This window comes from Yersinia rohdei ATCC 43380, from assembly GCF_000173775.1.
GTDB classification, from domain to species: domain Bacteria; phylum Pseudomonadota; class Gammaproteobacteria; order Enterobacterales; family Enterobacteriaceae; genus Yersinia; species Yersinia rohdei.
The window spans coordinates 15051-28041 of sequence record NZ_ACCD01000041.1 but is presented as its reverse complement, the minus strand read 5'-3'; the positions used below and the strand labels follow the sequence as shown (position 1 = coordinate 28041).

The following is a 12991-nucleotide window of genomic DNA, read 5'->3' as shown; positions in this document are numbered from 1 at the left end:
TTCGGATGGGCAAGATTTATTCCAAAGTACCAATCACATTCAGTGCCATATCATCAGGCACTTCGTTATAAGACAATACATTTAATCCACTACAGAATAACCGAGCGTAGCGTGCTATCAATGGCCGCAGCTGAGGGGTTACCAACAAAATAGGTTGGTGATTTTCCGCTTTCATCTGCTCTTTAATGATTGGCATATTTTGTTGTAATTGGGTCAAGATATTCGGATCAACAGGGAAATTATCTAACACTACTTTTCCTGCTTGTTGAGCCTGATTTAAAGAGCCAAGTAACATATTCTCTAATTCATTATTAATGGTATAAACCGCCAAGTTTTTATCGTCACCATTGATGTTATTGACAATTCCAGTGCGCAATGCGTAGCGCACATCAGAGGTCAATAACAGCGAATCTTTGGTAATAGTTGCACTGTCTAGTAATGCGGTTGCGATAGTCACAATGTCTTTTAGTGAAACATTGTCAGTTAATAACTGGCGATACACTTTCAACAATTGGCTAAAATTAAGTGCCGTGGTCAAGTCTTCAGCCAGTCGTGGCGATAATGACTCAAGTCGTTGGTGTAATTGCGTTATGTCATCGTAGTTAAACAGTACCGGTAAATTATCCCGTACAACCTTATTAACGTGAGTTGCTACCACACTGGCACAATCTACGATTTGATAACCGAAATTCAAGGCGTTGGTTTTATCCTGTGGCTCTATCCACACCACGGCTAATCCGTAAGTTGGGTCTATTGCCAGAATGCCGTCTACTTCTCCATATTGTTCTGAAGTTGGAATTGCCATCAACTTATCAATATGGACTTCACCACCTGCCACTTTTATTCCATTAATATTGATAGTGTATTGCGAGGGTTTTAAACGAAAATTTTCCCGCACTTTAATTTCAGGTAATAAAACTCCGCAGGTCTCCGAGATAATTTGTCGCACACCACGCAGGCGCTGGGTCAGGGGGCGGCCTTTTAATTCATCGACCAATGTAACCAGTTTATAACCCAGGGTTAGGCCAATAGGTTCGACCACCGGGATATTATCCCAGTTGATATTTAACGAGTTATCATCAGATATTGCTTGGTTGAGGGCCGTAAGATCGGGCTCAACATCTGCTTGCTGAATTTTTTTACTTTGCTGCCTAGCGGCGAAGAGGAGTAATCCGGTGAAGCTGAGAAAGGCAAGATGGGGCATCCCCGGCACAATGGCGAGAATGAACATCACAAATGCCGCAGCATATAAAATGGTCGGTTTCGCCAGTAACTGATCTTTAATTTCATCAGTCATATCACCGCCGTCACTCACTCGGGTGACAATAATTGCCGCTGCGGTTGCTAATAATAATGAAGGGATCTGGGCGACCAGGCCATCACCGATGGTCAGTAAAACATATTGCTGGAATGACTGGCTGGCACTGAGATCGTATTTAAAAATACCGATACAAATACCGCCGATGACGTTAATCACCAAGATCATAATACCGGCAATGGCATCACCACGAACAAATTTGGATGCCCCGTCCATTGCGCCATAGAAATCAGCTTCACTCGCCACTTCTTTACGACGCAAACGTGCTTGTTCTTGGTTGATTAATCCCGCATTGAGGTCGGCATCAATAGCCATCTGTTTGCCTGGCAGTGCATCCAGTGTAAAGCGCGCGGAAACTTCAGAAATTCGCTCCGCACCTTTAGTCACCACCACAAAGTTGATGATCATTAGAATGATAAATACGACAAAGCCAACAACAAAATTGCCGCCAATCACCACCTGACCAAAAGCTTCAATAACTTTACCAGCAGCTCCAGGCCCTTCATGGCCATCAAGTAATACCACTCGGGTTGATGCTACATTCAATGTTAAGCGCATTAAGGTAGCAATTAGCAATATGGTTGGGAATATTGCAAAATCGAGCGGCCGTTTACTGTTTACACTGACCAATAAAACCAATACAGCCAAAACAATATTAAAGGTGAATAAGATATCCAATACGATTGGCGACAGTGGCAAAATAACCATTGCCAGTACACAAAGTATTAGTATTGGAACTGTAATGTGTATTTCTTTTAATATATGTGCAAGGTTATTAAATTTATTTTTCATCATGGTATTTCTGCATCTCTTTAGGGATCCCAAGGTGGGTATTTAATACCGGTTTATTGGCCAGCCCGGAGCGCCAGGACTTGACCTGCATAACATAGGTGAGTACCTGAGCGATGGCGCGGTACAGCTGAGCTGGCACCTGTTGGTTGACCTTGGTTGTATGATAAATAGCACGTGCTAAAGGCGGGAACTCAACAATTTCAATATTATTTTTTTCAGCAACACTTCGAATATATAAAGCAATGTCATCTTTACCTTTTGCGACAATATAGGGAGCGCTGGCCTTCTCTGGGGAATATTTTAATGCTACGGAAAAATGTGTTGGGTTGGTAATGATAACGTCAGCATTTGGTACGGATTTATTAATTTGTCCCATTGAGAATTGTCGTTGTAATTGACGAACTCTGGCTTTAATTTCTGGATTACCATCATTACTTTTGTGCTCTTGTTTGACCTCCTGTTTGGTCATTTTCATTTTCTTTTTGAACAGATAAGTGCTCAGCGGAATATCTATTACAGCAAAGATCACAATAATAGTGATGAAATACACTAAAATGCCGTGATACAAACTGAAGCCTTCAGTAATTGCCTCTAGTAAGGGCAATGCCTGTAAGCGCAATAAATCAGCTAGCGAGTTGTTGACCATGATATACAGGGTGTAAAGCACAATGCTGCATTTAGCCAACATCTTCAGCACTTCAGTCCCATTACTGGCAGAGAATATTTTTTTAATACCCGCTATAGGGCTGAGTTTTTTAAGGTCAGGTATTAATTTTACAGGGGTGAAATTCCAGCCGCCAGGAATTAGCGTTGCTACAATACTGGCCAGTGGAATTGGGATTAATGTGATTAAAAATTTGCCAAAAATAAACAAATTGATCCGCAATAATTGCTCCAATGCAGTGGGATCGTCCATCCGGCTTGCCATACGACTCACCGCCAGAAATGACTCTTTAATCAGCTCTTTGTAATAGGGCATAAATAAGGTCAGTGTTATCAGTGATGCCACTAGCCCGGCGGCCATGGTGACATCTTTCGACCGCGGGATATCCCCCTTCTTTCTGGCTTTTGTCAGTTTGCCGGTGGTGGGTTTTTCACTTTTTTCTCCGGTACTGGCCGACATCAGCGCACCTTCATTCTTTCGAGTTGAGTCAGGATCTCATTGGTTAAATTGAGATAATGATCCGGCACATTAATTGCCAGTAACAACAGGCATAGCAAGCCGAACAGCATCCCTATTGGGAAACCTAGTGAGAACAGATTTAAGGTTGGCGATATACGGTTCAGTAAGCCAAAAGACCCCTGCACAATCAGCATAATAAATGTCGTTGGCAGGGCCAGTAGTGTGGCGGATGACATGATCCAGCCAAGACTTAATGCTAGCGAGCGCAGCGAAAAGTCATTAATTGCCTCGCCCATTGGCCAACTGTCGAAACTTTTGTGCAGGATGGTGACAAACAGCAAATGTCCATCCAGGGTAAAAAATATCAGCGCACTGAAAACAAAAATAATCTGCGAAATCACAGTAGTAGAGGAGCCACTGGCTGGATCATTCATCACAGCCATGCCTAAACCCATATTCATAGATAAAATTTGCCCCGCCGCCTGTAATGCAGCAAAAACCAATTGCAATATTGAGCCGAATAGCCAGCCCCACAGAATTTGTTCCCCTGCCAGTAATAGCGAATGCATTGACCATAATTCGCTGATAATTACCGGCTGCTTAAGCATTGGGGTAATCAGAACCGCGAGCAGTAAAGCCGTGCCAATTTTCGCTTTACGGGTAAAGGCCCGATGTTGAATAACCGGGCAAAAATGTAAGAATGACAAAATCCGAACAAAAGGCAGCCAGAGTGCAAATAACGGCGTTGTCAGTGTTTGAATATCAATTCCCATCGGCATTTATCCAACCAACTGTGCAGCTTGATGGAAAATATTAATGGTGAAATCACTCAACTTGGTGAGCATCCATTTGCCAGCAAATATTAATACCAACATGGTCATGACCAACCGTGGCAGGAAGCTGAGGGTTTGCTCATTAATCTGTGTGGTGGCCTGAAATATACTGACCAGCAGTCCCGTTAATAAGCTGGGAATAATAGCGACCACGGAAATGATCAAGACCAAATGCAATCCAGCCGCAATAATGTCCCCGGCAATATCTGCGGTCATCATGCTATAGCCCCTGTACGCTGGCAGTTAGAGTGCCAACAATTAATGTCCAGCCATCGCATAAGACAAACAGCATTAATTTAAAGGGCAAAGAGACAATGAGTGGTGACAGCATCATCATCCCCATCGCCATCAAAATACTCGCGACAATCAGGTCAATAACCAAAAACGGAATGTAAATCATAAAGCCAATTTGGAAGGCTGTTTTCAGCTCACTGAGAACATATGCTGGTGTGACCACGGTAAGGTCTTGTTGCTGTGGTTCGCCAGTGACTTGGGCGATATCCATCATTTGTTCCAGCGATTTAGTGCTGGTTTGTGCCAGCATATAATTCTTCAGCGGGATTTCTGCCCGACGTAATGCTTGTGGCAAGGTGATTTCATCATTCTGGAAAGGAATGACGGCATCCTCATGAATTTTGGTCCAAACTGGGCGCATTACTAAGAGAGTTAAGGCCAGTGCAATACCTGTCAGCACTTTATTCGGCGGGCTTTGCTGTAATCCCAGAGCCTGACGTAATATCGCTAAGACGATGATAAAGCGGGTGAAACAGGTCATCATCAGCATCATGATGGGCAGCAGCCCGAGTAGCGTCATCAGGATCAAGATTTCAATTTTGACATTAAAATCCTTACCGGCCGCGGTGGGAACAGTGCTGAATAAGGTAATGCCCCCCTCTTGTGCCAAGAGAAGAGGGGAATACAGTAAGCCACTGATAAATAAGCCGCCACTCAAAATGATGGCAGTCATAGTCGGTCGGCGCTTTAACATCATAGAGCCAGCTCACCCAAGCCCTGGCTGTTGAAACTGACAATGCGCAGGCCATATTTTTCGTTGATGACCACCACTTCAGCCTGGCCAAACATGATGCCATTGACCTTGATATCCAGTGGTTCACCCGCCAGTTTGTCCAGCTCAATCACTGAATCACTGTTTACTGTCATTAACTCGGAAAGTGGGATATCTACCGAGGCAACTTCCAGGGTTAGGGTGACCGGAATGCGGCTGAACAGCGATATTTTGCGCTGTTGTTCATGCAGGCTGTCATTTACTGAAGGCGCTTCAATAGGTTCGACAGGAAGTGGCGTACTTATTTGGCTCTCTTCCATTGAAAAATTAAAATCCAGGTCATTGCCGAGTTCAAGGGATTGATCAGTCATGGTTTATCTCATTAGTTTTGTCATTAAATTCAGATAAAAATAGCTTGCCGCGACTCTCACTTACCACGGCACTAAATAAGGATTCTTTGCCAATAAATACCGGGAAATGCTCAGGTAGTGTGGCAGGAATAATATCTCCTTCTTTTAGTTTCATCAGATCAGAGAATGTCAGTTCGCTGCAACTTAATTTACTGGTGAGCCGAATAGGCAGTTTTTTTACCAGTTGATCAAATTGTTTTATTGAAAATGTTTGATTTTTCTTCTTTTCAGATTGGTGCTCGTTATTTAACTTGCTGAGGAATCTATCTACATGGGGAAGGTCAATCAGCAATGTGAAAGCACATTTTTCATAACCCTTTAACCAGAAATCCATACGATATGACCAATTGGCTATCGGTGGAGAGTTATTGTTTTTTATATCCAGTAATTCACCGAATTCGGGTTGATTCAAAATCAGGTCAGTTATATCAAGGCTGAGTTTATTTTTCAGTCTCTCTTCTGTTTGGGTTATGGGTAAGTTTTCTACGTCAGAAATGATATTTTTTTCTTTGGTCAAACCATAGTAATCATTGAGGAGATTCAGCAGCAGTGTCCGATCAATATCAAATGCAACATTACCAATTTGGCTACAAAGTGTTTTGGCATTTTTATAGCTACAGTCTGTTTCGAATGTAATATCCGTTAAGGCAACATTGATACGATATTTTTTTAAAAAATAGAGGCTAATGTTACTTTCAATAGCAGCAAAGTAGTCACCCACTATTTTAGGTATCTTATGATAAGGACGACCTAACTTACTAACATCAAGTGTCATTACTTTGGGTAGGGAATCACTGTTATGAACCCTTAATTTAGCTTTGTTTTGCTGCATGGTTTATCCAAAATCAAAGTCAGGTTAATATTCTTTTAGCTGTACAAAAATGCACGTAACGAATAAGAAATATCAATGCTAGTAAGTCATATCTATTACAGAGTGATAAGTATCTTATCCACTAAATTTTATTAGGATAAAGGACGTTTTATACTCTTACGCATCCGGGTAATTCATTTATGACTTGAATTTATCAAGGAGTAAATTAAACCTGAGATTACAATTAAGTACAATGCTAATTACTTTATTAATTTATTTGTTTTTTATTGCCAAATTAATAACTTATTTATAAGTTGTTGTTTTCACTAGATTAATTTATTTAATTTTTATTTAATTACTTGATTTTCAACAGAATGCTTATAGTTTGACGCAATGTTTTATATCTTTTCTTAATACGTTTTTTAGTAATGCGTCTGGGCAGTTGCTTTTTTCTTTCTAAGAGTATTAAGAATGCTGTTTTTGTGTCGTTTTATTATTTGTTGAACGCATTTCATTAGCTTCACTGGGGAGTAATTACATTATGATGAATATGACTGTGGATATGTCGTCTAAGAGTGAACATGGTTTTGTCGCTAATGCGCCCTCCAGTGTGAGTGTATTTTCCCTTGCTCGTCGGGTAGCTGAATTTAATGTTCCGGTATTAATTACCGGGGAGACAGGGACAGGGAAAGAGTGTGTTGCCAAATATATTCATCAGAAAGCGATGGGGGAGAATTCTCCCTATGTCGCGGTAAACTGTGCCGCTATTCCTGAGAATATGCTGGAGGCCATATTATTCGGCTATGAAAAAGGTGCTTTTACCGGGGCTGTCACCAGTGTTGCAGGTAAATTTGAACAAGCTAATGGCGGGACGCTATTACTGGATGAAATTGGTGATATGCCATTAGCCCTGCAAGTTAAGTTATTGCGCGTATTACAAGAGCAAGAAGTTGAACGTTTAGGGAGCCATAAACGTATTCCTCTCGATATCCGGATTATTGCTTCAACCAATAAAGAGTTAAGTGTTGAAATCGCTGAAGGGCGTTTTCGTCAGGATCTTTATTATCGCCTGTCGGTGGTGCCTATTCATATCTCACCTTTACGTGAAAGACCAGAAGACATTATGCCGTTGGTAAAGGCATTTTTTAATAAATATAGGAACTTCCTGGACGTAAAAATAAATATTACGCCACAGGCTCAACATGAGTTACAGGCATACCCTTGGCCGGGTAATGTGCGTGAGTTAGAAAATGTCATTCAGCGAGGGATTATTATGAGTAATAACGGCCTGATAGATGTTCCACATTTAGGCCTGTCTGTGGCAAATGATTTTGTATCAAAAACAAGTGAGTCGGTAAGTCATCATCTGACACCTTCGGCGGCAAATTTTCAGCCTGTTGATAATGAAAGCAATATTAAATTGCGTGGGCGATTAGCCCAATATCAATATATCGTGGATTTACTACAACGACACCAGGGAAATAAATCCAAGACTGCCGCATTTTTAGGTATTACCCCCCGAGCATTACGATATCGACTGGCCAATATGCGTGAAGATGGTATCGACATTGAGTGTTACTCATAAGAGGAAAAAAGATGGATAAAGTCGGAGCTATCAATATGCCTCGCCTGCAATTACCCGTGATGTTGGAAATGCAACAAATGGCGGCAATGGCCGGCAGCAGCATTCAGTTCGATGCTGCGTCCCCTGAGCCTGCGGGGAATAACATATTCGCTCAGGGAAAGGAGGGGAATTCGCCTGCTTTTTCCCAGGTATTCAAGGGCGCAATTAACAGTGTGGATAACTTACAACATGTGGCCAGCAATAAGCAGACCGCCATGGATATGGGCATTAGTGATGATTTAACCGGCACGATGCTAGCAAGTCAGAAAGCCAGTGTGGCTTTCTCCGCGATGGTGCAGGTGCGTAATAAACTTACCACTGCACTGGATGAAGTCATGAATACTGCGTTGTAGGGCAAATCGGTGTTAGAGAAAATCAAACAAAAATTATCCTCTACCAAGATGGATAATAATCAAAAAAATCTTCTTATGGGCGCTGCCGCGATTTTGGTTACTGGCGCGATTATTTTCAGCCTTTGGCGCAGTTCGCAGGGCTATACCGCACTTTTTGGCTCACAGGAGAATATTCCAGTAGCGCAAATGGTTGAGGTACTCGACCAAGAGGCCATTGCTTATCGTATTAATCCTGATAATGGCCAGGTTTTGGTAGCTGAAAATCAGTTAGGCAAAGCCCGTATTTTACTGGCAGCAAAAGGGATAACTGCAACCTTGCCAGTGGGTTACGAACTTATGGATAAAGAAACTATGCTGGGCAGCAGCCAGTTTATCCAGAGTGTTCGTTACAAACGCAGTCTGGAAGGGGAATTGGCGCAAAGCATCATGGCATTAACTGCCGTGGATTATGCCCGAGTTCATTTGGGGATGAGTGAAGCCAGCTCTTTTGCCATTAGTAATCGTGCTGAAAGTAGTGCTTCCGTGGTGTTGCGGCTCAAGTATGGTCAGGCTCTAAAACCGGAACAAGTGGGCGCGATTGTCCAATTGGTGGCGGGCAGCATGCCCGGTATCAAAGCCGCCAATGTTCGTGTTGTTGATCAACACGGAGAATTGCTGTCAGAAGCTTATCAGGCCAACAGTAGCGGGATGCCGAGTGTGAAAAGTGGGGCTGATTTAGCCCATTATTTGCAGAGCACCACGGAGAAAAGTATTGCCAATCTGTTGAGCTCGGTAGTGGGGGCCAATAATTATCGCATCAGTGTAGCAACGCAGCTGGATTTAAGCCGCATTGAAGAAACATTGGAGCGCTATGGCCCGGAGCCACGTATTAGCGATGAAAATATTCAGCAGGAAAATAACAACGATGACATGGCAATGGGAGTCCCTGGCTCTTTAAGTAATCAGCCTGTTGCTCAGCCCGGAAATATGACCGCACCGACAGCGGTTAGCCGCAGTCAGGCACAGCGCAAATATACCTATGACCGCGATATCCGCCATGTACGCCACCCCGGATTTAAGCTCGATAAGATGACGGTTGCCGTTATCTTGAATAAATCGGCCCCCGCGCTGGAAAATTGGGCACCGGAACAATTGGCAGAATTAAAGCGTTTAATTGAGGATGCCGCCGGTATTGATGTGAAACGTGGCGACTCATTGACCTTGAATATGCTGGCATTTACTGCCCCGACGGTGATGGAAGAATCTGTTATTCCGTGGTGGCAAGACCCAACGACCTTCCGCTGGGCTGAAATTATCGGCATTGGGTTATTGTCACTATTGTTCTTGCTATTCGGTGTTCGACCATTGATGAAACGGTTGGCGCGTCGGGATCAGCAACTGGTGAATAGCGCGTCGGCAGAAGAGAGTGAGAATGCTGGGATTATTGAGACCGCCACTGACAGCAGCACGTCATTGGAGCAGACGTTGTCGGGTTCCTCATTCCAGGAAAGTGATAATTTGCCGCCGCAAGGTTCTGGTTTAGAAACAAAAATCAGCCACTTGCAAAAACTGGCTCAGTCAGAAACTGAACGCGTCGCCGAAGTCATTAAACAATGGATTAATAATAATGAACGAACTAAACCCCAATCAGAATGATGATGCGATCGTCAGTGATATTGCCCCAGCAGCTGCGCCTATTCGCAGCCGCCTGGAGCAGGCCGGCATTTTATTACTGAGTATTGGTGAAGAAGCTGCGGCCAAGGTGATGCAGAAACTGAGTCGTGAAGAGGTGATATGCATCAGCCAAATGATGTCTCGCCTGCATGGTGTTAAGTTGAACCATGCGCGGCAGGCCTTGGATGATTTCTTCGTCGATTATCGGGAACAAAGTGGGATTAATGGGGCATCTCGCAGCTATCTTCAGGGAATTTTAAATAAGGCCTTAGGCAGCGATATCGCCAAAAGTGTTATTAATGGCATTTATGGCGATGAAATTCGCCATCGTATGACGCGGTTACAGTGGGTTGGCACCCCTCAGTTGGTGGCGCTGATTGAGCAAGAACATTTGCAATTACAGGCCGTGTTTCTGGCCTTTTTACCCCCAGATGTGGCGGCAGAAGTATTGTCCTATCTGGAGAAAGGCCGTCAGGACGATGTGCTGTACCGCATTGCCAAGCTTGATGATGTGAACCGCGATGTTGTCGATGAGCTGGACCGTCTAATTGAACGCGGCGTCGCGGTGCTGTCAGAGCATGGCTCTAAAGTGATAGGGATTAAGCAGGCGGCAAATATCGTCAATCGCATTCCCGGTAATCAGCAGCAGTTGCTGGAACAATTGGGTGAGCGCGATGAAACTGTCTTGAATGACCTTAAGGATGAAATGTATGAATTCTTTATCCTTAGTCGTCAAAGTGAGGCGACATTGCAGCGCCTGATGGATGATATCCCGATGAGTGACTGGGCGATTGCGCTAAAAGGCACCGAGCCGGTGCTGCGCCAAGCCATCTATGATGTGCTGCCAAAACGCCAGATACAACAACTGCAAAATGCCACCAATCGTATGGGGGCAGTACCGGTTAGTCGTGTCGAACATGTGCGCAAAGAGATAATGGCACAAGTTCGCCTGTTGGCAGAATCGGGCGATATCCAAGTGCAATTGTTCGCTGAACAGACGATGGAGTAAGGTAATGTTGACAAAAAACGGCCGACGCTCCGGCGAAATGAATGTGCGCGTCCATCAGTTCCCACCACTGCGCCAAAACCGCCAGAATCGCCAATCGGAGGGCGAGCTGGCAATGGATCCGGTGGAATACCAAAAACAGTTAATGGAGGGGTTTCAGGAAGGGGTTAGCCAGGGCTTTAGTAAGGGCCTGGCAGAGGGAAAAGAAGAAGGATATCAGGCAGGTATTCGCCAAGGTCATGAAGACGGCGTGGCGCAAGGGCGGGTGGAAGGACGCGAGGCAGAAAGTGGCCGCTTTAATGACGCCATCGAACCTTTCACCGGCTATATTGCGAAAATGCATGACTATTTTCGCAACTATGAAACCCGCCGTCGTGATGAATTGCTGCAATTGGTCGAGAAAGTCACCCGTCAGGTTATTCGGTGTGAATTGGCGTTGCAGCCCGCACAATTACTGGCGTTAGTCGAAGAAGCTTTAGCGGCGCAGCCCGCCGCACCAACACAGTTGAAAGTGTATTTGAACCCGACAGAGCTGGGCCGCATCAAGGATGTTGCGCCAGAGAAAGTTCAACAGTGGGGCTTGGTTGCCGATGCTGATATGGTCAGCGGCGAGTGCCGTGTGGTCACGGACACCACGGAAATTGATGTGGGTTGTCAGCATCGTTTAGACCAATGTGTTGATGCACTGAAGAGCAGCTTATTGCCGGATCAAGACCATGAGTGAGTTGGCGTCACTGGATGATGCGCTGAAATCTATCGATAACATTAATCTGGCCAGAGTTGCTGGCCGGTTAGTGCGGGTTAACGGCATTTTGCTGGAAAGTGTGGGCTGCCGCTTGGCTATTGGTCAGCGCTGTCGCATTGAAAGTGCGGCGGCCACATTTATTGATGCACAAGTTGTCGGGTTTGATAGGGAGGTGACTTACCTGATGCCTTTCAAACAACCCGATGGCTTGATAGGGGGCGCGCGGGTCTTCCCAAGTTATCTGGACGGCGAGTTAATGATAGGTGACAGCTGGCTCGGGCGTGTCGTCAATGGCCTGGGCGAACCTATTGATGATAAAGGGCCATTGAGTGGCGATACGCCCTTGCAACAGCAACTGCCGCAAATTCACCCTTTGCAACGCCAGCCCGTCAGTGCGCCGCTGGATGTTGGCGTAAAAGCCATTAATGGCCTGCTCACCATTGGCAAAGGGCAGCGGGTTGGATTGATGGCGGGCAGCGGCGTGGGCAAAAGTATGCTGCTCGGCATGATGACCCGCTATACCCAAGCGGATGTGGTGGTGGTGGGGTTGATTGGCGAACGCGGCCGGGAAGTTAAAGAGTTTATCGAGCATTCATTGCAAGCCAGCGGTATGGCAAAGTCGGTAGTGATTGCCGCCCCCGCCGATGAATCTCCGCTAATGCGCATTAAGGCCACTGAGCTGTGTCATTCCATCGCCACTTATTATCGTGATAAGGGCAAAGATGTGTTGTTGCTGGTGGATTCTCTGACTCGCTATGCCATGGCACAGCGGGAAATTGCGCTGTCTTTGGGGGAGCCACCGGCAACAAAAGGTTATCCACCTTCCGCCTTTAGCATTATTCCTCGTCTGGCCGAAAGTGCGGGTAACAGCAGCGGTAGCGGCACCATGACCGCCATTTATACCGTCCTGGCGGAGGGCGATGATCAGCAGGATCCCATTGTCGATTGCGCCAGAGCCGTATTGGATGGGCACATTGTATTGACGCGAAAACTGGCCGAGGCCGGGCACTATCCAGCCATTGATATCAGCCAGTCAATCAGCCGCTGTATGAATCAAATATCGCCGGATAACCAGATCCTCTCGGCGCGATTTTTAAAGCAATGCTATGCCGACTATATGGAAATCAAACCATTGATTCCTTTGGGAGGATATGTTGCGGGGGCGGATCCCCGAGTGGATCAGGCGGTGCAGTACCACCCAGCGATTATTGATTTTCTGCGCCAGGAAGTAAGCCAACCCGCCACACTGGCGGCAACCTTAGAGCATCTAAATACTCTCTATCCATCATCAGCAAGTTAAAATCAGAGTGGTATGCT

12 protein-coding genes and 2 pseudogenes are annotated in these 12991 nt (G+C 45.1%); 7 read left to right on the top strand and 7 right to left on the bottom strand.

Features of this window, described 5'->3' with window-relative positions; genetic code table 11:
• Positions 1 to 16: 16 nt before the first annotated feature.
• The 7 genes from YROHD0001_RS01235 to YROHD0001_RS01260 are packed head-to-tail and all read right to left on the bottom strand — an operon-like array spanning position 17 to position 6314.
• A complete protein-coding gene (locus YROHD0001_RS01235) occupies positions 17 to 2110 on the bottom strand; it encodes a flagellar biosynthesis protein FlhA (RefSeq protein ID WP_391591408.1) in 2094 nt (697 codons plus the stop codon).
• Positions 2100 to 3233 carry a flagellar biosynthesis protein FlhB gene (flhB, locus tag YROHD0001_RS01240; protein ID WP_004716641.1) on the bottom strand — a complete coding sequence of 378 codons (1134 nt, stop codon included), beginning with the start codon at positions 3231 to 3233 and terminating at the stop codon, positions 2100 to 2102. Before flhB ends, YROHD0001_RS01235 begins: the two co-directional genes overlap by 11 nt.
• A complete protein-coding gene (gene fliR / locus YROHD0001_RS0118805) occupies positions 3233 to 4006 on the bottom strand; it encodes a flagellar biosynthetic protein FliR (RefSeq protein ID WP_032818256.1) in 774 nt (257 codons plus the stop codon). Before fliR ends, flhB begins: the two co-directional genes overlap by 1 nt.
• Before the next feature lie 6 nt (positions 4007 to 4012).
• Positions 4013 to 4285: a flagellar biosynthesis protein FliQ gene (fliQ, locus tag YROHD0001_RS01245; RefSeq protein WP_004716640.1), complete on the bottom strand. Its 273-nt coding sequence runs from the start codon at positions 4283 to 4285 to the stop codon at positions 4013 to 4015.
• A 1-nt stretch (position 4286) separates the two neighbouring features.
• Entirely contained in the window at positions 4287 to 5033 is a 747-nt protein-coding gene (gene fliP / locus YROHD0001_RS01250; RefSeq protein WP_004716639.1) for a flagellar type III secretion system pore protein FliP, read from the bottom strand.
• A gap of 20 nt (positions 5034 to 5053) precedes the next feature.
• Complete coding sequence (gene fliN, locus YROHD0001_RS01255; protein ID WP_032818254.1) at positions 5054 to 5443, bottom strand: flagellar motor switch protein FliN; 390 nt, start codon at positions 5441 to 5443, stop codon at positions 5054 to 5056.
• On the bottom strand, positions 5436 to 6314 hold the full coding sequence (locus YROHD0001_RS01260) for a FliM/FliN family flagellar motor switch protein (RefSeq protein WP_004716637.1): 879 nt from the start codon (positions 6312 to 6314) through the stop codon (positions 5436 to 5438). The genes fliN and YROHD0001_RS01260 overlap by 8 nt, the downstream gene beginning before the upstream one ends.
• Before the next feature lie 523 nt (positions 6315 to 6837).
• Here YROHD0001_RS01260 and YROHD0001_RS01265 point away from each other — a divergent pair.
• The 7 genes and pseudogenes from YROHD0001_RS01265 to fliI form a co-directional block, all read left to right on the top strand.
• Positions 6838 to 7618, top strand: a pseudogene (locus YROHD0001_RS01265) (sigma-54 interaction domain-containing protein); the annotation flags it as partial.
• A gap of 65 nt (positions 7619 to 7683) precedes the next feature.
• Positions 7684 to 7878 (top strand): annotated as a pseudogene (locus tag YROHD0001_RS20975) (helix-turn-helix domain-containing protein); the annotation flags it as partial.
• An 11-nt stretch (positions 7879 to 7889) separates the two neighbouring features.
• Positions 7890 to 8270, top strand: coding sequence for a flagellar hook-basal body complex protein FliE (gene fliE / locus YROHD0001_RS01270; protein WP_004716635.1), 381 nt, complete (start codon positions 7890 to 7892; stop codon positions 8268 to 8270).
• Positions 8271 to 8279: 9 nt separating this feature from the next.
• Positions 8280 to 9905, top strand: a complete 1626-nt coding sequence (gene fliF, locus YROHD0001_RS01275) for a flagellar basal-body MS-ring/collar protein FliF (RefSeq protein ID WP_004716634.1) — start codon at positions 8280 to 8282, stop codon at positions 9903 to 9905.
• Positions 9877 to 10932, top strand: a complete 1056-nt coding sequence (locus YROHD0001_RS01280; RefSeq protein ID WP_032818252.1) for a flagellar motor switch protein FliG — start codon at positions 9877 to 9879, stop codon at positions 10930 to 10932. Before fliF ends, YROHD0001_RS01280 begins: the two co-directional genes overlap by 29 nt.
• Positions 10933 to 10936: 4 nt before the next feature.
• Positions 10937 to 11653, top strand: coding sequence for a flagellar assembly protein FliH (fliH, locus tag YROHD0001_RS01285; protein ID WP_032818250.1), 717 nt, complete (start codon positions 10937 to 10939; stop codon positions 11651 to 11653).
• Positions 11646 to 12974, top strand: coding sequence for a flagellar protein export ATPase FliI (gene fliI, locus YROHD0001_RS01290; protein ID WP_032818247.1), 1329 nt, complete (start codon positions 11646 to 11648; stop codon positions 12972 to 12974). Before fliH ends, fliI begins: the two co-directional genes overlap by 8 nt.
• Positions 12975 to 12991: the final 17 nt, after the last annotated feature.

Coding starts and splice junctions, on each gene's coding strand:
- YROHD0001_RS01235 (WP_391591408.1), bottom strand. CDS start 2,110: ATGAAAAATAAATTTAATAACCTTGCACATATATTAAAAGAAATACAC.
- flhB (WP_004716641.1), bottom strand. CDS start 3,233: ATGTCGGCCAGTACCGGAGAAAAAAGTGAAAAACCCACCACCGGCAAA.
- fliR (WP_032818256.1), bottom strand. CDS start 4,006: ATGGGAATTGATATTCAAACACTGACAACGCCGTTATTTGCACTCTGG.
- fliQ (WP_004716640.1), bottom strand. CDS start 4,285: ATGATGACCGCAGATATTGCCGGGGACATTATTGCGGCTGGATTGCAT.
- fliP (WP_004716639.1), bottom strand. CDS start 5,033: ATGACTGCCATCATTTTGAGTGGCGGCTTATTTATCAGTGGCTTACTG.
- fliN (WP_032818254.1), bottom strand. CDS start 5,443: ATGACTGATCAATCCCTTGAACTCGGCAATGACCTGGATTTTAATTTT.
- YROHD0001_RS01260 (WP_004716637.1), bottom strand. CDS start 6,314: ATGCAGCAAAACAAAGCTAAATTAAGGGTTCATAACAGTGATTCCCTA.
- fliE (WP_004716635.1), top strand. CDS start 7,890: ATGGATAAAGTCGGAGCTATCAATATGCCTCGCCTGCAATTACCCGTG.
- YROHD0001_RS01280 (WP_032818252.1), top strand. CDS start 9,877: ATGAACGAACTAAACCCCAATCAGAATGATGATGCGATCGTCAGTGAT.
- fliH (WP_032818250.1), top strand. CDS start 10,937: ATGTTGACAAAAAACGGCCGACGCTCCGGCGAAATGAATGTGCGCGTC.
- fliI (WP_032818247.1), top strand. CDS start 11,646: ATGAGTGAGTTGGCGTCACTGGATGATGCGCTGAAATCTATCGATAAC.